Source organism: Sphaerimonospora thailandensis, from assembly GCF_016863115.1.
Classification (GTDB): domain Bacteria; phylum Actinomycetota; class Actinomycetes; order Streptosporangiales; family Streptosporangiaceae; genus Sphaerimonospora; species Sphaerimonospora cavernae.
In genome coordinates this window covers 22,222-39,030 of sequence record NZ_BOOG01000062.1, presented here as the reverse complement: position 1 = coordinate 39,030, position 16,809 = coordinate 22,222, and the positions used below count along the sequence as shown (strand labels likewise).

Annotated in this window: 14 protein-coding genes; 9 read left to right on the top strand and 5 right to left on the bottom strand. The window is 70.8% G+C overall.

Annotated features, from left to right (window positions below; genetic code table 11):
* The first annotated feature begins 118 nt into the window (after positions 1-118).
* Both Mth01_RS25305 and Mth01_RS25300 read left to right on the top strand, forming a co-directional pair.
* Positions 119-937 (top strand): hypothetical protein, encoded by an 819-nt coding sequence (locus Mth01_RS25305; protein ID WP_204018447.1) that lies wholly within the window; start codon positions 119-121, stop codon positions 935-937.
* 384 nt (positions 938-1,321) lie between these two features.
* Positions 1,322-1,729, top strand: a complete 408-nt coding sequence (locus Mth01_RS25300; RefSeq protein ID WP_204018446.1) for a hypothetical protein — start codon at positions 1,322-1,324, stop codon at positions 1,727-1,729.
* Here Mth01_RS25300 and Mth01_RS25295 read toward each other — a convergent pair.
* From Mth01_RS25295 to xylA, 3 genes are all read right to left on the bottom strand, one after another.
* Complete coding sequence (locus Mth01_RS25295) at positions 1,629-2,492, bottom strand: DUF998 domain-containing protein (protein ID WP_204018445.1); 864 nt, start codon at positions 2,490-2,492, stop codon at positions 1,629-1,631. The two genes, Mth01_RS25300 and Mth01_RS25295, sit on opposite strands and share 101 nt — an antisense overlap.
* A gap of 149 nt (positions 2,493-2,641) precedes the next feature.
* Entirely contained in the window at positions 2,642-4,051 is a 1,410-nt protein-coding gene (gene xylB / locus Mth01_RS25290) for a xylulokinase (protein ID WP_204018444.1), read from the bottom strand.
* Positions 4,052-4,067: 16 nt separating this feature from the next.
* Positions 4,068-5,213 carry a xylose isomerase gene (xylA, locus tag Mth01_RS25285; protein ID WP_204018443.1) on the bottom strand — a complete coding sequence of 382 codons (1,146 nt, stop codon included), beginning with the start codon at positions 5,211-5,213 and terminating at the stop codon, positions 4,068-4,070.
* 75 nt (positions 5,214-5,288) lie between these two features.
* Here xylA and Mth01_RS25280 point away from each other — a divergent pair, with 75 nt between their 5' ends.
* The 3 genes from Mth01_RS25280 to Mth01_RS25270 all read left to right on the top strand — a co-directional run bounded on the left by Mth01_RS25280 (position 5,289) and on the right by Mth01_RS25270 (position 12,069).
* Positions 5,289-6,470 (top strand): ROK family transcriptional regulator, encoded by a 1,182-nt coding sequence (locus Mth01_RS25280; RefSeq protein ID WP_204018442.1) that lies wholly within the window; start codon positions 5,289-5,291, stop codon positions 6,468-6,470.
* Between the two features lie 302 nt (positions 6,471-6,772).
* Complete coding sequence (locus Mth01_RS25275) at positions 6,773-11,275, top strand: cation-translocating P-type ATPase (RefSeq protein ID WP_204018441.1); 4,503 nt, start codon at positions 6,773-6,775, stop codon at positions 11,273-11,275.
* Positions 11,276-11,616: 341 nt separating this feature from the next.
* The gene (locus tag Mth01_RS25270; protein WP_239089993.1) at positions 11,617-12,069 is read left to right on the top strand and encodes a carboxymuconolactone decarboxylase family protein; all 453 of its coding nucleotides are present in this window, start codon (positions 11,617-11,619) and stop codon (positions 12,067-12,069) included.
* Positions 12,070-12,138: 69 nt separating this feature from the next.
* Here Mth01_RS25270 and Mth01_RS25265 read toward each other — a convergent pair whose 3' ends face one another.
* Positions 12,139-12,807 (bottom strand): hypothetical protein, encoded by a 669-nt coding sequence (locus Mth01_RS25265; RefSeq protein WP_204018439.1) that lies wholly within the window; start codon positions 12,805-12,807, stop codon positions 12,139-12,141.
* A gap of 247 nt (positions 12,808-13,054) precedes the next feature.
* Between Mth01_RS25265 and Mth01_RS25260 the strand changes: the two genes are divergently transcribed.
* From Mth01_RS25260 to Mth01_RS25250, 3 genes are all read left to right on the top strand, one after another.
* Positions 13,055-13,198: a hypothetical protein gene (locus tag Mth01_RS25260; protein WP_204018438.1), complete on the top strand. Its 144-nt coding sequence runs from the start codon at positions 13,055-13,057 to the stop codon at positions 13,196-13,198.
* Positions 13,199-13,290: 92 nt separating this feature from the next.
* Positions 13,291-14,226, top strand: a complete 936-nt coding sequence (locus Mth01_RS25255) for a CDP-alcohol phosphatidyltransferase family protein (protein ID WP_204018437.1) — start codon at positions 13,291-13,293, stop codon at positions 14,224-14,226.
* A gap of 120 nt (positions 14,227-14,346) precedes the next feature.
* Positions 14,347-14,748: a cupin domain-containing protein gene (locus Mth01_RS25250; RefSeq protein ID WP_239089990.1), complete on the top strand. Its 402-nt coding sequence runs from the start codon at positions 14,347-14,349 to the stop codon at positions 14,746-14,748.
* Between the two features lie 72 nt (positions 14,749-14,820).
* Here the strand turns inward: Mth01_RS25250 and Mth01_RS25245 are convergent, their stop codons facing one another.
* Positions 14,821-15,666 carry an inositol monophosphatase family protein gene (locus tag Mth01_RS25245; protein ID WP_204018436.1) on the bottom strand — a complete coding sequence of 282 codons (846 nt, stop codon included), beginning with the start codon at positions 15,664-15,666 and terminating at the stop codon, positions 14,821-14,823.
* A 188-nt stretch (positions 15,667-15,854) separates the two neighbouring features.
* Between Mth01_RS25245 and Mth01_RS25240 the strand changes: the two genes are divergently transcribed.
* Entirely contained in the window at positions 15,855-16,808 is a 954-nt protein-coding gene (locus tag Mth01_RS25240; RefSeq protein ID WP_204018435.1) for a dihydrodipicolinate synthase family protein, read from the top strand.
* The last annotated feature ends 1 nt before the right edge of the window (position 16,809 follow it).

The window sequence follows — 16,809 nt, the reverse complement described above, 5'->3', positions numbered from 1 at the left end:
TGATCCACATCGTCTCGATTGTGGCCGCGCGCACCTCCGGCAGGCCGTCCCCAAGTCATCGGCCGCCGGATCGTGCGCCCGGCCGACATCAAGCACACCTCACGGAAGGAATCGTCTCTTGACGATGAAGAAGGCCCTCCTCACAGGGGCTCTCGCAGTCGCTGCCATGGTCGCCCCCGCGGTGCTGGCCACCGAGTCCGCAAGCGCGGCGCCGATCACCATGCATGACGGGATCAGCACCCACACGACCATCAAGACCACCAAGACCACCAAGATCACCCGCAAGGCCGCGCACGCGAGCAGCAAGACCGCACGCGCGACCAGCAGCACCTCCCGGGTGACCGTGAAGCGTAAGACCATCCGGGACCCGCGGGTGGACATCCGCATCCACAAGTTCGTCCTGAACAGCAAGACCTACATCCTCCCCAGCTGCCAGTCCGTCATCAACGGCGGCGTGTACGTCTCGCCGTCCTGTGGCGCGAGCCTGGCCAGGCCCACGTACATCCTCAGGGGCCGCACCTACGCCCTGCCGGGCTCGTGGAACGTCCAGACCGTCACCGGCCTGCCCGGCCGCTGGTACGGCCTGCCCGGCTACCGCCTCGGCACCGGCGTCCACGAGTACATCCTGGACGAGCGCACCTACCTGCTCCCCGAATGCCAGTACGTCGTCAACGGCGGGGTGTACGTCTCCCCGTCCTGTGAGGACGACTTCACCACCCCGGTCTACCTCGTGGACGGCAGGTGGCGCCCGCTGCCCGGCTCCTGGTGCGACCAGCCCTTCGTCAGCCTGCCCGGCCGCTGGTACGGCCTGCCCGGCCACAGGTACGGCAACCCCGGCCACAACTGGGGCGGCACCCGCTGGGGCGGCCACTGGGGCAACGGCCGCTGGGGCAACGGCCGCTGGGGCCACGACCGCTGGGGCGGCGGCCACCGCTAACCGCTGAACTCGCTGTCGTCCGGTGCGCCGGCTGAGCACGCCGCGGCACCGAACGACGGCACCGCGATGTTCTCGGCGGACGCCCATAACCGCCGAGAACAGCGAGGGACATCGAAGCCGCCAGCGGAGATCCCTCGCCCAATTCGCGGCGAAGCAGCCATCCGGACCCGGCTGCTCGTTCCACCCGCCCGCGGCCCAGGGCAGCAGCCACGTCCCGCCTTCGCTGCCCGGGACACGGGCACAAACAGGAACACGCCGCGACAGAGCGGCTGCGACGGGGGGTTCGTCGCAGCCGCTCTGCTTGTGCTTTCACTCACCCGCGAGCCGTATCACGTACCGCGTCCCGGCCCCTGTCACCCCGCGGCCCCGACGGAAGGAATCGCAATGACCCTGGACCTGTGGGTTGAGGCGGTGTTGGTGGGGCTGCTCACGGTCTCGGCGTGGCCCCGATGGCGAGCCGGCCTGATCCGGCAGCAGCCGTACCTGATCAGTGACGTCGCCGAAGCCGAGGTCGACCAGCACACACAGATGTACGTGCTCACCAGCGTCCGCGCCGGACGCTCCACCACCACGCCGGTCATCGCCACCTGGGATCAGATCACCGCTTACGCCGCGAAGTGCTCCACCGACATCGACACGCTCTATGTATGCGTGGTGCGGGGCGCACAGAAGTGGTACTGGCGGTACGGCCTCATGGCCGATGCCTTGGCCTGCTCCGGGACTGACGGACAGCGCGCCGCGGCACGCCGGACCGTACGGGCACGGCCAGGGGCCGTCCGACGCCCGCACTGACAGAGCGGCGAACGGTCCGGATGGGAGAGACCCTGCCGAAGAGAACGCTGCCGAAGAGGATCCGGTCCGCGGGAGCCCGGTCGGCGGGGATCTGGTCGGCGGGGATCTGGGCGAAAGAGACGCCGCTGGACCAGTTCCGTACGGCTGCCCCCACGGCCGGGCCGTAGGTGATTCGCAGCAGTTGCCCGGCGAGCAGCGCGAGGATGGCCACCTCGGCCACGAGGAGGAGTCTTTCCACCAGACCGATCATGACTCCGTGGCCGGGCAGGGCAACGTAGGTGAAGGCGGCCAGGCCGAGGCCCGCCGCGAGCGCGAGCCATTCGAGGGGACGAGCGATCCCCCGCCACCGCTCGTCCCCTTCGAATCGCCCCACCATCTGCGCCGCCGCGGCCGGAACGCCGGCGAATGCGGCCAGCGACAGAAATCGGCCGGCCCCGACCCCCCAGGTCATGCCGAGTCCCGCCGCCACGGCGGGCACGACCGCAGCGGCGATCAACCCCCAGGCCCAAAGACCCATGAACCGCGCGGGCCAGCCGTCGACGGGCGCCCGTACGGCGCGCATCCCGGCGAGCAGCGCCAGCGAGGCCAGGCCGAGCGTCCCCAGCGCCCACCTGATCACGCCGCCGTCCTGCGCGGCGTACGCGGTGAGCGACGCGGCGAACGGATCCAGTGCGGCCTTCCCGTCCACCAGAACCGCGACGATCGAGATCGACGCGATCAGGATGCCGCCGCAGGCGGCCACGGGAAAGAGCCTCTTGACCATGCATCAATGGTCTTCCGTACGGCACTGCCGGGGTATCCGGGACAACGCGTAATCGTCCCCGATGCCACGTCAGGGTCATCTCAGGGTCGATCGTCTTCCAGGTGCCGATGCCGGCGCCGGCATCGACACCGGTCAATGCGCCCAGTTCGTCAGCCTCTGGCGGCGGCCTCCTTGTAGCGGTCGCGAAGACCCACCGTGAGGTCCGCCTCGTAGCGCGCGATCCCGCCCGCCGCCGCCCGGGCCCCCTCCTGCCAATCCGGGGGCTCCGGCCCGCCGGACAGCAGCCACGCCGCCTGCCGGGCCGCGCCGTCCGCGACGTACTCCCCGGGCTCGGGTGCGAGCACCGGCCGGCCGAACACCGCCGGCGCGATGCGCCGGACCGCCTCCGACCTGGCACCGCCGCCGATGAGCAGCACCCGGCCCGGCTCCAGCCCGAGCGCGTCGAGGGCGTCGGCCAGGCCGCACAGCATGCCCTCGACTGCCGCCCGCGCCAGATGCGCGGGGGTGGCCGTGGACGGCGTGAGCCCGTGCAGCGAGCCGGTGGCGTCCGGCAGGTTCGGGGTGCGCTCCCCCTCCAGGTACGGCACGAGCACCAGCCCGTCGGCGCCGGGCGGAGCCTGCAGGGCGAGCTCGCTGAGCCGGTCATACGTGACACCGAGCATGCGGGCCGCCGCCTCCAGCACCCTGGCGGCGTTCATCGTGCAGACGAGCGGGAGGTAGCGTCCCGTCGCGTCGGCGAACCCGGCGACCGCGCCGGAGGCGTCGCGGTAGGGAGTGTCGGTGACGGCGAAGGCCGTACCGGACGTGCCGATCGAGACGACGACGTCACCCGGCCGCATCCCGACGCCCAGCGCGGCTCCCATGTTGTCCCCGGTGCCCGGAGCCAGCAGGGTGCCCTGAGCCGACAGCAGATCGTCCGCCCTACCGGCCGATTCGGTCGGGCCGAGGACGCGGGGCACCTCCGGAGTGGTGGTGCCGCCCAGCGCGAGCTTGAGCAGATCCGGCCGGTAGGTCCCGGTGATGGGCGACCAGTAGCCGGTGCCGGAGGCGTCGCCGCGATCGGTCGTGATCACGTCGGGCCGTCCGGCCAGGCGCCAGGTGAGCCAGTCGTGCGGCAGGCACACCACGCGGGTGCGCCGGGCGTTGTCCGGTTCGTGCTCGGCCAGCCAGCGCAGCTTGGCGACCGTGAACGAGGCCACCGGGACGCTGCCGACGGCCTCGGCCCACACGTCCGGGCCGCCGAGCTCGGTCACCAGGTCGGCGGCGGCCTTGGCCGACCGGGTGTCGTTCCACAGCAGGGCCGGCCGTACGACCTGGCCGTCCTCGTCGAGGCAGACCATGCCGTGCTGCTGGGCGGCCACGCTGAGGGCGGCGACGTCGCCGAGGCCGCCCGCCTCCTCGACGGCCGTCTGGAGGGCGGCCCACCAGTGGTCGGGGTGGACCTCGGTGCCGTCCGGATGTCGCGCGCGGCCCTCCCGTACGAGGGCTCCGGTCTCCGCGTCGCGGATCACGACCTTGCAGCTCTGGGTCGAGGAGTCGACCCCGGCGACCAACGTCACGGTCGTCTCCTGTCGATCAGCCGCGGACGCCGAGCAGGTGCTCGACGGCGAGCTGGTTGAGCCGGGTGAAGTGGAAGCCGCGCTCGCCGACCGCCGCCACGTCGATCGACTCCTTGAGCAGGTCCTCGTAGCCCTCGCCCTCGGCCAGCGTCGGCTGCGCCAGCTCGGTGACCTTGCCGGCCGCGAGCGCCTCCCGCACCTCGGGGTCGGCCCGGAAGGCCGTCGACTTCTCCTTGAGGATCAGGTACGTCCGCATGTTGGCCGCGGCCGACGCCCAGACGTCCTCGGCGTCGTCGGTGCGCAGCGGCTTGTAGTCGAAGTGGCGGGGGCCTTCGTAGCCGCCGTTCTCCAGCAGGTCGACCAGGAAGAACGCGCTCTTCAGGTCGCCGTGGCCGAAGACGAGGTCCTGGTCGTACTTCGGCCCGTGCTGGCCGTTGAGGTCGATGTGGAACAGCTTGCCGTGCCACAGCGCCTGGGCGATGCCGTGGACGAAGTTGAGCCCGGCCATCTGCTCGTGGCCGACCTCGGGGTTGAGGCCCACCATCTCGGGGTGCTCCAACTCGTTGATGAAGCCCAGGGCGTGGCCGATGGTCGGCAGCAGGATGTCGCCGCGCGGCTCGTTCGGTTTGGGCTCGATGGCGAACCGGATGTCGTAGCCCTTGTCGATCACGTACTGGCACAGGAGGTCGAAGCCCTCCTTGTAGCGGTCGAGGGCCGCCCTCACGTCCTTGGCCGCGTCGGACTCGGCGCCCTCCCGGCCGCCCCAGCAGACGTACGTCGTGGCGCCCAGCTCGGCGGCGAGGTCGATGTTGCGGATGACCTTGCGCAGCGCGTACCGCCGTACGTCGCGGTCGTTGCTGGTGAACGCGCCGTCCTTGAACACCGGGTGGGTGAACAGGTTGGTCGTCGCCATCGGCGCCTTCAGGCCGGTCTCGCTCAGGGCCTTCCTGAAACTCTCGATGGCCCTGGCCCGGTCCGGCTCGACCGCGAGGAGGTCGTCGTCGTGGAAGGTCACACCGTACGCGCCGAGCTCGGCCAGGCGGTGGACGGTCTCGACCGGGTCCAGCGGCGCGCGGGTCGCGTCGCCGAACGGGTCGCGGGCCTGCCAGCCCACGGTCCACAATCCGAACGTGAACCGGTCCTCGGGAGTGGGGGTGTACATCGATCGCCTCCCATTTAGTCTATGTTGTGGACTAAATATCGGACGCGCGGCCGGACAGGTCAAGGGGACGACTGGATGACACAGCCCACAGGCCCGGCGGCGAAGCAGGCCGTGCGGCATGACGCGATGCGCGCGCGGAACCTCGCCCTCGTGCTCGGCGAGGTCGCCGCGCGTGGTTCGCTCACACGCGCCGCACTCTCGGAGATCACCGGGCTGACCAAGACGACGGTGTCCAAGCTCGTGGCCGACCTGATCGAGGCTGGGTTGGTGGTCGAGGCCGGGACCGTGCGGGCCGGCGAACGCGGCCGGCCCGGGATGGAGGTGCGGATCAGCGGCGAGCGCGTCGCCGCGGTCGGTCTTGAGATCAACGTCGACTATCTCTCGGTGCGCCTCGTCGACCTCGCCCGTTCGGTACGGCTGCGCCGTACACAGGCTGTGGATAACCGAACCGCCCGACCGGTGGAAGTCATCGCGGCACTACGCGATCTAGCCCTCGGGCTTGTGGATGAGGCTGTGGATATTGGACTGCAGGTTGTGGGCGGCGTCCTGGCGGTCCCCGGTCCGGTGGATCTGGCCACCGGCGTCGTCCACAACGCGCCGAACCTCGGCTGGCGCGAGGTGCCGGTGCCGGAACTGCTGCGGCTGCCGTTTCCGGTCCGGGTGGAGAACGAGGCCAACCTCGCCGCGCTCGGTGAGCTGTGGTTCGGGTCCGGGCCGCCCGACTTCCTGTACGTCTCGGGCGAGATCGGCATCGGGGCCGGTCTGGTGGTGCGGGGCCGACTGTTCCGGGGGGCGCGCGGCTTCGCCGGCGAACTGGGACACGTCGTGGTCTCCCCGGACGGCCCGCCATGCCGGTGCGGCGCTCGAGGATGCCTCGAACGGTACGCCGGGCAGGACGCCCTGCTCACGGCCACGGCCGCCGAGGACCTCACGGAACTGGTCACACTGCTGGAAGCCGGCGACCCCCGAGCCCTGGCGGCCTGCGAACGGGCGGGCCGGGCGCTCGGCGTCGCCCTGTCCTCGGCGGTCAACCTCGTCGACCCGGACACGATCGTCCTCGGCGGGATCTTCGCGCGGCTCTTTCCGTGGCTCGCCGACACGGTCACCGGGATGCTCGCGGCCCGCCTCGGCCAGATGCGGAGCGCCGTACCCCCCTTGGTCGTGTCACAGCTGGGCACGGAGGCCGCCGCCCTGGGCGCGGCGGGTCAGGTGATCCAGCAGGTGATCGCCGACCCCACCGCCTCGCTACCCACCTGACGGGGGTTTCCGCCTGTTGGATGCCGGAAAGTATCAGAACGGCTGTCGCACGCGCCGGAGGCAGGGTCGCCTCCGGAACAACCCAGCAACCCCCCGACTCGCACGAGGAGGGGACATGGCATGCATCCGAGTGATCGGACGACCAGCCACGAGGGTCGTCGACGCTCTCCAACCGAACAGATCGAGCACAACACGTTAGCCACCGGTGAAACGCCGATCACGGCCGTAGCCGTGGCGGTTTCGCCTGTCGGCTTCCCTGCTCGTCCTTCTGTCTCGGGTTACCTCTGCTGGAGAGCGAAACGATGATCCTGACCCAGGTGCTCACGACGTCCGCGACGCTGCTGCGCGGCGTCCTGCCCGCCCCCCTCAGAGACGCCTTCCCCTGCCCCCGCGAGCTCGTCGCCTGCCCGGGAGGGCTGCGGGTCGACGTGCACGGGATCGGCGGTCCGGGCACCGAACACACGGCCGAGCGGCTCGAGGACCTGCTCGGCGCGCTGCCCGGCATCGATCGCGCCGAGGTCAACGGCCGCCTGGGCTGCGTGTTCGTCGCGTGCGATCCCGGGTCCGTGGACAAGGACCGGCTGCTGGAGATCGTCGCGGAGCTCGACGCGCAGGAGGAACGCGCGCACGAGTCGCGGATCCGCCTGGTCGAGGAGCATGCCCGCGCCACGATCCGGTTCGCCTCCGGCCTGACCGCGCTCGGGTTGATCTTCGCGGCCCGTGCCGTACGGCTGCCGCGGCTCCCGGCAGCCGTTCCGGCCCTGCTCCAGCTGGTGAACGCCACCCCGGCGATCCGCGAGGATCTCGACCGCCGGCTGGGGCGTGGTCCCACGAACGCGCTGTTCACCACGGCCAACCTGGTCACCCAGACGCTCACGCTGCGGCCCGCCGGCCTGATCGTGCAGTCTCTGGCCTCGCTCGCCCGCTATGTGGAGGCCAGGGCCGGGCGGTGCGCCTGGGAGCTGCTGGAGGAGCGGCTGGCCCGTACGCCCGGGGCGTACCGGCACATCAGGCCGGACGCCCGGCCACGGCCCTGCCCGCTGCCGCACGGACCGATCGAGCGGTACGCCGACGTGCTCAGCCCCGCCACGATCGCGGCCTACGGCGTCACCCGGATCGCCACCCGGGGCGGCCGGCGCGCCATGGCGGTGCTGGTCTCCGCCACCCCCAAGGTGGCGGCGCTGAGCAGGGACGCGTTCGCCGGGGCCGTCGGCCGTACGCTGGGCAGGCGCGACATGGTCGTCCTCGACGCGGAGGCGCTGCGCAAGATGGACCGCGTCGACACCGTGATCCTCGACACGGACGCGCTGACCACGGGCGCCTGGACGATCGACCGGGTCGAGCATCTGGTGGACGGGGTGGACACCGACGAGCTGTACGCCCACCTCTACACCCTGATCGATTTCTCCGATCCGTCCGCCTCCTGGACGAGCGGCGAGGGCTGGTCGGTACGGCCGCTGGCCGATCTGGCCGAGATAAAAGACCTCACTGACGCGGACGACGTCGGCGAGGCGGCCGACCGGCTCGTCACGGCCGCGCCGGTGTGGCGTGAGCGCGGGCTGCGTGCCGTCGTGGTGCGCAGGGACGGCGCTCCGGTCGCCGTCGTGGGCCTGGCCCGGGAGATCGACCCGATCGCCGTGGCCATCGTCGCCGCCGCCAAGGCAGCGGGCACGGTGCTGCTCGCCGGCGGCGACGCCGGGCTGGCGCAGCGGCTCGCGATCGGCCGGAGGCTTCCCGGCGGCGACGACCTCGCCCGGCACGTGTACGACCTGCAGGCGGCCGGCCACTGCGTGGTCGTGGTGTCCAGAAAGGCGCGGCACGCGCTCGCCCAGGCCGACATCGGCGTCGGCGTCACCGACGTCAAGGGCCTCGTGCCGTGGGACGCCGACGTCGCGGGCGAGCCGCACGGCCTGCACCTGTTCCTGAGCTGTCTGCCCCGCGCGGTGAGCACCAGCCGGAGCGGCGTACGGCTCGGCATCGCCGGAGCGATCGTCGGCGGCCTGTTCGCGTTCGTCGGCCCGGAGGCGAAGTCGCTGAGCCGGGCGAACCTGGTCAGCGGCGCCGTCTCCGCGGCCGCCATCGCGCTGGGCGAGTGGGCGGGGCGGGCGACGGGACGGCTGCCGGCGCCGTTGCCCGTGGACGCCACGCCCTGGCACGCGATGTCCACGAAGGAGGTCCTGTCCCGGCTCGGGTCCTCGCCGCACGGGCTCGACGAGGCGGAAGCCGTACAACGCCGGGCCGCGGCGCGGCCGGACAGCGCGACCGAGACTCCGCACTCGCTGGTCAGGACCACGCTGGAGGAACTGGTCAACCCGCTCACCCCCGCCCTGGCTGCCGGGGCCGGCATCTCCGCGCTGGTGGGCTCGGCCCTGGACGCGGTGATGATCAGCAGCGTGATGGTGATCGACGCGTTCTTCGGCGGGGTGCAGCGTTTCAAAGCCGACCGGGCGCTGCACAATCTCACCGAGGCCAGCGCGATCCGCGTACGGCTACACCGCCCGGAGGGGACCGTGGAGGCCGGCGCCGAGGACCTCGCCGCCGGCGACGTGGTGGAGCTGCGCGCGGGCGACGCCGTACCGGCGGACGCACGCGTCATCAAAGCGGTGGGCCTGGAGGTCGACGAGTCGACGCTGACCGGGGAGTCGCAGCTCGTCACGAAGACGGCGGCGCCGTCCGTCGCGGCCGCCGTCGCCGACCGCCACTCCATGGTGTACCAGGGCACCACGGTCGCGGCCGGCAGCGGGCGAGCGGTGATCGTCGCGACCGGCGACATGACGGAGGCGGGGCGCAGCGCGCGGCTCGCGCGTGAGCCGAGCCCGCCCACCGGGGTCGAGCTGCGGCTGCGTGCGCTGAGCCGGCGGATCCTGCCGCTGTCGATCGGGGCGGGGGCCCTGCTGCTGTTCGTCGATCTGCTCCGTGGCCGGCCCCCGGCCGCGGCGCTGACGCCCGCCGTGAGTCTGATGGTCGCCGCCGTGCCCGAGGGGCTCCCGTTCATCGCGACGGTCGCGGAGCTGGCGGCGGCGCGGCGGCTGTCGAAGCGGGCGGCGCTCGTGCGCAACCCGTCCACGATCGAGGCGCTCGGCCGGGTCAACGTGCTGTGCTTCGACAAGACGGGGACGCTCACCGAGGGGCGGATCAGCCTGCGGTACCTGTCGGACGGGTGGACCGGCCGCTCCGTCGACGCACCGGACGAGCGGCTGCGGCGGGTCCTCGCCGCCGCGGTCCGGGCGAGCCCTCTCTCGGAACCTCGGTCGGACGCCGCCCACCCGACCGACCGCGCCGTCCTCCGGGGGGCGCGGCGATTGGGCGTCACGCCCACTGAGGGGCTGGCCGAGGGGCTGACGACCTGGGAGCGGGTCGCCGAGATGCCGTTCGAGCCCGGCCGGAGCTATCACGCGGTGCTGGGCCGTACCGAGCGGGGTCACCTGCTGAGCGTGAAGGGCGCCCCCGAGATCGTCCTCACCCATTGCACGAAGGTGCTGCGGGACTCGGTGGAGGTCCCCTGCGACGAGAGCACCCGGCAGGAGCTGGAACGGGAAGTCGACCGACTGGCCCGGCAGGGCTACCGGGTGCTGGCCGTCGCGCAGCGCACCGCATCCGACCGGCGCGACCTCGACGAGTCCCGCATCGACGAGCTGTGCTTCCTGGGTTTCCTCGGCCTGGCCGACCCGGTCCGGGCGACCGCGGCGCAGAGCGTGGGACGGCTGGTCCGCGCCGGAGTCCGGATCATCATGGTCACGGGTGATCATCCGAGCACCGCCGAGGCCATCGCCGTCGAGCTCGACACGCTGAACGGCCGGCGGATCATGACCGGGCCGGAGCTGGACGCCATCGACGACGAGACGCTGACCAAGGTGCTGCCCGATGTCGCGGTCTTCGCCCGGGCCACCCCCGCGCACAAGGCGCGCATCGTCAACTGCCTGCGCGAGGCCGGGGAGGTCGTGGCCGTGACCGGCGACGGCGCCAACGACGCCCCGGCGATCCGGACGGCCGAGGTGGGCATCGCCCTCGGCTCCCAGGCCACGCCCGCCGCCCGGGGCGCGGCCGACCTCGTGGTGACGGACGACCGGATCGAGACGATCGTGGACGCGATCGTCGAGGGCCGGGCCATGTGGGGCTCGGTACGCGACTCGCTGAGCATCCTCCTCGGCGGAAACATCGGGGAGATCCTCTTCACCGTCGGGTCCAGTCTGCTCGCCGGGCGCAGCGCGCTGAACGCCCGCCAGCTCCTGCTGGTCAACCTGCTCACCGACATGGTGCCCGCCATGGCGGTCGCCGTACGGCCGCCGGCCGCGACCGATCCGGAGCGGCTGCTGGCGGAGGGGCCCGAGGCGTCCCTGGGGGCGTCGCTGACCCGAGACATCTATCTGCGCGCGATCGTCACGGCGAGCGCGGCCACGGTGGCGTGGCTCGCGGGACGGATGACCGGCACCAGGGGGCGGGCCGACACGATCGGCCTGGTCGCGCTCGTGTCGGCGCAGCTCCTGCAGACGCTCGTGGGCGGCGGCCGGGACAGGCTCGTCACGGTGGCCGCGCTGTCGTCCCTCGCCGTCCTGGGGTTGATCGTCTCCATCCCCGTGGTCAGCGGGTTCTTCGGCTGCCGGCCCCTCGGGCCGGTCGGCTGGACCATCGGCCTCGGTAGCGCCATCGCGGCGACCGTCGTCGGCGCCGCCGTACAGGGCCGGGGCCGGGCGGCGGCGACCCGCTCCATCCCGGCCCGTCCGGCCGCCCGTGTCCCGGCCCGGGGTTTCCCGGTGGCGGGGGGGTTCCCGGCGGCCGGGGGCGCACCGCTCGCCTCCGCATAGCGGTCCGACCGGCAGGAAGGGGACGACGGAGGACAGCATGTTGTCTCCGGTCTCCCTGGCTCATGGCCACGACGAGCCGCAGAGTTGTTCGTGGAACGGCCATCCATGTCCCGAGCCGCAGGAGGGCGAAGACGATGACGACCGCGATTTCCCCGCGCGACGCTGCCGAAAGAACGGAACCATCGGTCCGATTCGCGAAAATAGCGGCGGACTACACCAACGGATCAAACCATAGGGGTTCAACCAAACCGCACATCACGCTGAATCCGGACGCGTTCGGGATCCTCAGCCTGTTCGAGTTCCGCCCGGAAACGGAAGGCCCCCTCAACGCGTTGGCCGAGGTGTTGCTGCGCGGGGAGAGCACGCTGACCCCCGGGGAGCGCGAGCTCATCGCCGCGTACGTGTCCGGGCTGAACGAATGCCGGTTCTGCTTTTCCTGCCACGCCGCCTTCGCCGCGGCCCAGCTTCCCGAAGGCATGGCGCTGATCGAGCAGGTCCGCGCGGACCTGGAACGCGCCCCCGTCTCGACCAAGATGAAGGCACTGCTGAAGATCGCCGCAGCGGTCCAGGAGGGCGGCAGGAACGTCGACGAGAACGATGTCACGGCGGCCCGCGAGGTCGGCGCCACCGACCTGGAGATCCATGACACCGTGCTGATCGCCGCCGCTTTCTGCATGTTCAACCGCTATGTCGACGGCCTGGCCACGCTCGCGCCCGACGACCGCTCCTTCTACGCCCGGCAGGCGGAAGTGATCGTCTCCGCGGGCTACCGGGGATCACCCGCGGAGACGTAGGGAGTGTCGGCCTCCGACACCGAGGGAGTGTCGGCCTCCGGCACCGGCCGGTGACTCAGGGCGCCTCTCTTACCTGCGGTGACGCGCCGCCCTCCCTCGGTGAGGGCGGTCGCGCTTCCCGTGTCGTCCATGCCGCCCATGCTCCACGCGCTCCGCACGCTTGCCATGCGCACGCTTTTCATGCTTCGCACGCTTGCTGTGCCGCTTTTCATGCTCCGCACGCTTACCGTGCCGCTTTTCATGCTCCGCACGCTTGCCGTCCTGCTCGCGCCGGCGCTCCCATGCCCTGTCCCAGTTCCGGTCTCGCCACTGGGGAGCGGTCCTCCGCCCCTTCTTGTGTCGTGGCGGCGCCGCGGTCGTCTGGAAGTTCTGGAAGCCGAAGTTGGGGATCGCCACCGGAGCCGTGGGCATTCCTGAGGCGTCGATCGGCAGCGGAACCACGAAGATCTCCTTCGGCACCCCGTCCTTGCCGACCTGCACGATGTGACGCGCCTTGGGTTGTTCGCTCTTCGGCATGTTGCCGGCCGGAATCCGGTTGCCCATCGGCGCCCCGTTTCCGTTCGGCGCCCCGCTTCCGTTCGGAGCCCTGTTGCCGAAGGGAACCCCGTTGCCGGTCAGCGGCGTGGCGCCGGCCGCGATGGGACCGGCCGTCCGGGCCGGTTCCTGGACTGCCGGCCCGGGCGGTGGCCCGGCGAGTAGGACGGCGATGAGACTGGCCGCAGCCGTGCAGACGAGCATCAGACTTTCCCCGATGTGGATGGACGGTGGATGGACGGTGCCGAAAAACGTGACGAGACGACGGTAAGCGCCACACACTCGCTGATCAGCCGTACACGGTGAATGTCGGGTCAAAGCTCTGGAACGGTCTCCTGTCTCACCAGATCGCCGACGGCGGCTACCCCGGGAGAATCGGCTGCGGGCGATGGAATTCCATGGGTTAATAAAGCTTTGCCAAGTTTCGTAATCCGCCGCGAGGTCAAATTCCATGGTTAAGCCGCTTTTGGGGCATTTGGCGACACTGTTCGGCGCCGACGACGACCCGCACCTGGGAGACGACTCGCACGCGCGGGGCTGGGAGGACGAGTGGGGCGACGAGTGGGACCACATGGACGACGCGGATGAAGAATAGCGATGCTTCCAACCCATAGCCCAAAAGGGACACACGCCACCTCGCGGACATTCACCGCTTAGATCCAAAATATGAACAAGAAGGTTTTCTGCATGAAGTTCACCCTGGAAGATGTTCGGTCGCGGACTTACAAGGCGCGGGACGCCTGGTGGACGGTCTTCCTCGTGGACCCACTGGCGGGCCGACTGGTCGTCGCCGTCGCCAACCGGACCTCGATCACCCCGAACCAGATCACCTGGGGGGCCTTCCTCCTCGGGTTGGGCTCGGCCGGCTGTTTCCTGACGGCGGACCCGATATGGCTGGCCGCCGGGGCCGTCCTCTACCACCTGAGCTTCGTCCTCGACTGCATGGACGGCAAGATCGCCCGGCTCAAGGGTACGGGGACCGTGCTGGGCGGCTGGCTGGACTACGTCTTCGATCGGATCCGCGTTTTCGGCTGCGCCCTCGCGTTGATGTGGGGGCAATATCAAGCGACCGGGCAGGACCTCTACCTGCTTCTCGGCATCGGAATCGTCTTCCTCGACATGCTCCGCTACGTCGACGCTCTCCAGGTGACGAAGGTCCGGCGCCAGATGCGCCGCACGATCCGGATGGCGTACGAGGCGGCCGCCCCAGCCGGCTCACGCTCTCCGGCGAGATCCCCGCTGCGCGACGACCCCGACCTGGACCTCGACACCAACTCGGACTCCCAGGAGGACTACGTCCGTACAGCTGAGGCCGTCGACCTGCAGGTGGAGTTCCACTCGCGCTATGCGTGGTATATCCCGTTCCGGGCATGGCTGCGCGCGCACCGCGTTCGTACGCACCTGGTCAGCGGCATCGAGTTCCAGATGGCGGTGTTCATCATCGGCCCGCTGCTCGCCACCCTCTCCTCAGCAATGATCATCGCGGTCACGATCGGCGCGGCGATCCCGCTGCTCGCCTTCGAGGCCGCGATCATGTACAAGCTCTGGCTGTCGTCACGCGACTTCACCCGTGCTCTCGCCGAGATCCGGGGAACGCGTCCGCCGCACATGGCCGGCGCCTGACGGATCCCGGCCGGCACTGACGGATCCCGGACAGCCCTATCGGACGACCTCCCGGCGATCGGCTCCCTTGACGGGAATACGACGACGATACGGCGCGATGGCGTGTTAGCGTCACGGCTCGTGGTGGAGAACCCGGACAACTCGGTGGAGACCGTATACGTGGGCAAGGCGGGCATCGACGCGGCCGGGGACCGTGGCTGGCTGCTCGGGCACTTCAAGCCGGCCGGCGGCGTCCGGCACAGCGAAGACGTCGAGATCAAGTGGGGTGTGCACCCGCGGGGCGACGAGCGCGCCGAGTGGGTCACCGGAGAGAAACGTACGGCGCTGCTCGTGCTGATCAGCGGCCGTTTCCGGGTGGAACTGCCGGGACGCAGCGTGCTGCTCGCCGAGCAGGGCGACTACGTGGTGTGGGGGCCGGGCGTCGATCATTCGTGGTACGCCGAAGAGGAGTCGGTGGTGCTCACCGTGCGCTGGCCGTCCATCCCCGGTTACGCGGTCCCGGACCCGCATCGGAACCCGTGACCTGTCAGGGTGAGATCGTGTCGATCTGCCGCTCTGCCGCTCTGCCGGGCACGATTGACCGTCCTGGCTGATTCATGCCTTCCTGTGGCAGGCCTCCGCGGGCTGTGCCGTACGATCGGCGTCCTGCCGGGCCTGGGTGATCAGTGCGATGAGATCGGTGAGGATGCCGGGCGTCGCGGCGATGGTGGCCTGAGCCTTCGTGGTGTGCGGGCCGCCGTCGATGTCGGCGACGACGGCGCCGGCTTCACGGGCGATCGCGACGCCGGCCGCGGTGTCCCAGGGGTTGTTGGACAACGTGATGAACGCGTCGGTCTTACCCTCGGCGACCCAGGCCAGATCGACGGCCGCCGAGCCGAGCATCCGTACCCGCTGCACCCGGGCGGCGAGCCAGTGGTAGAGCGGGAGACGGATCCGGTTCTCCGCCTCCGCGCCCTCGCCCACGGCGTAGTCGCCCACGGAGACGATCGCGGCGCTCAGCGCGTAGGTCCGGTGGGCGCGGATCCGCTGGCCGTTGGCGGTGGCGCCCGCGCCCTCGGCCGCGCAATAGTACGCGCCGAGGTACGGAAGGTCGATCACCCCCAGGACCGGGCGGCCGGCCTCGATCAGGCCGAGAGAGACGCCGCAGAGCGGGATGCCGCGAGCGAAGTTCGCGGTGCCGTCCACCGGGTCGAGCGCCCACATCAGGCCGCCGTCACCCGTACGGCTCAGGCCTTCCTCTTCGCCGAGAAACCCGAACTCGGGCGTCTCACGTGACAGGAACTCCCGTACCACATGCTCGACCGCGTAGTCGATGTCGGTGACCATGTCGCGGTCGCCCTTGGTCGTGACGACCCCGGGATCTTTCGTACGGATCAACCGGCCGGCGATGGTGACGGCCTGCTCGGCTGTGCGCAGCAGCGCGCGGGCGTCGACGGTCATTTCGGATTCGCCCCGTTTCCAGATCCGACCTCGTCGAGATGGCGAACTTGTGGGACGTAAGCGAGTGTCCCCCGCGGGCTGCGGTCCCATGTCACCCCAGCCGGTCATCGATCATTAAGCAGGGCTTACGAGGCACTTCAGCATTTCTCGATGGACGAGGCACGCACGGCCACGCGATCATTCGGAACATGGAAATCAGCGCGCCGGCCCGAGGGGTGCACATCCCGTTGATCACGCCCTTCACCGGTACGGGCGAGATCGCGCTCGACGCCCTGGAGCGGTTGGCTCACGAACTCCTCGACGAGGGGGCCGCCGGCCTCGTCGCTCTCGGCACCACCGCCGAGGTGGCGACGCTCACCGCGGAAGAGAAGCAGTCGGTGGTCGATGTGGTGGCCGGGGTCTGTCGCGAGCGCGACGCGCCACTGATCGTCGGGGCCGGGAGCAACGACACCGCCGCCAGTCGGGAGGCGCTGGCCGCCCTCCGGAAGGTGCCCGAGGCGGTGGCGGCGCTCACTCTCGTCCCGCACTTCACGCGACCCGGCGAGGCGGGGGTGATCGCGCACTTCACGGAACTGGCCGCCGACAGCCCGGTACCGCTGGTGATCTACCACGTCCCGTATCGGACCGGACAGGAGTTGGGCGCGGAGACGCTGCGGAAGCTCGGCGCGCTGCCGGGCGTCGTCGGCGTGAAATACGCGACCGGCGCGATCAGCGCTTCCACCGCGGACCTGATGGCCGATCCGCCCGACGGCTTCGCCGTACTGGCCGGGGACGACGTCCTCCTCTCACCGCTGCTGGCCATGGGCGCCCACGGCGGCATCCTGGCCTCCGCCCATCTGGCCACCGCCCGTTTCGCCGAACTCGTCCGGCTCTGGCACGCAGGCGACGCGGCGCACGAGGGCGGCACGGCGCACGCCCGTGACCTCGGTCATCGTCTCGCCGCCCTGTCGGCCGCGCTGTTCGCGGAGCCGAATCCCACCGTCATCAAGGGCGTACTGCACACCCAGGGGCGCATCCCCAGCCCGGCCGTCCGACTGCCCCTGCTGCCCGCCGGTTCCGAATCGGTCTCCGCCGCACTACGGGTGCTCGACTCCCTCACCCGCGAGCCCTACCACCCCACATCTGGCGGGTACGAAAAATGAG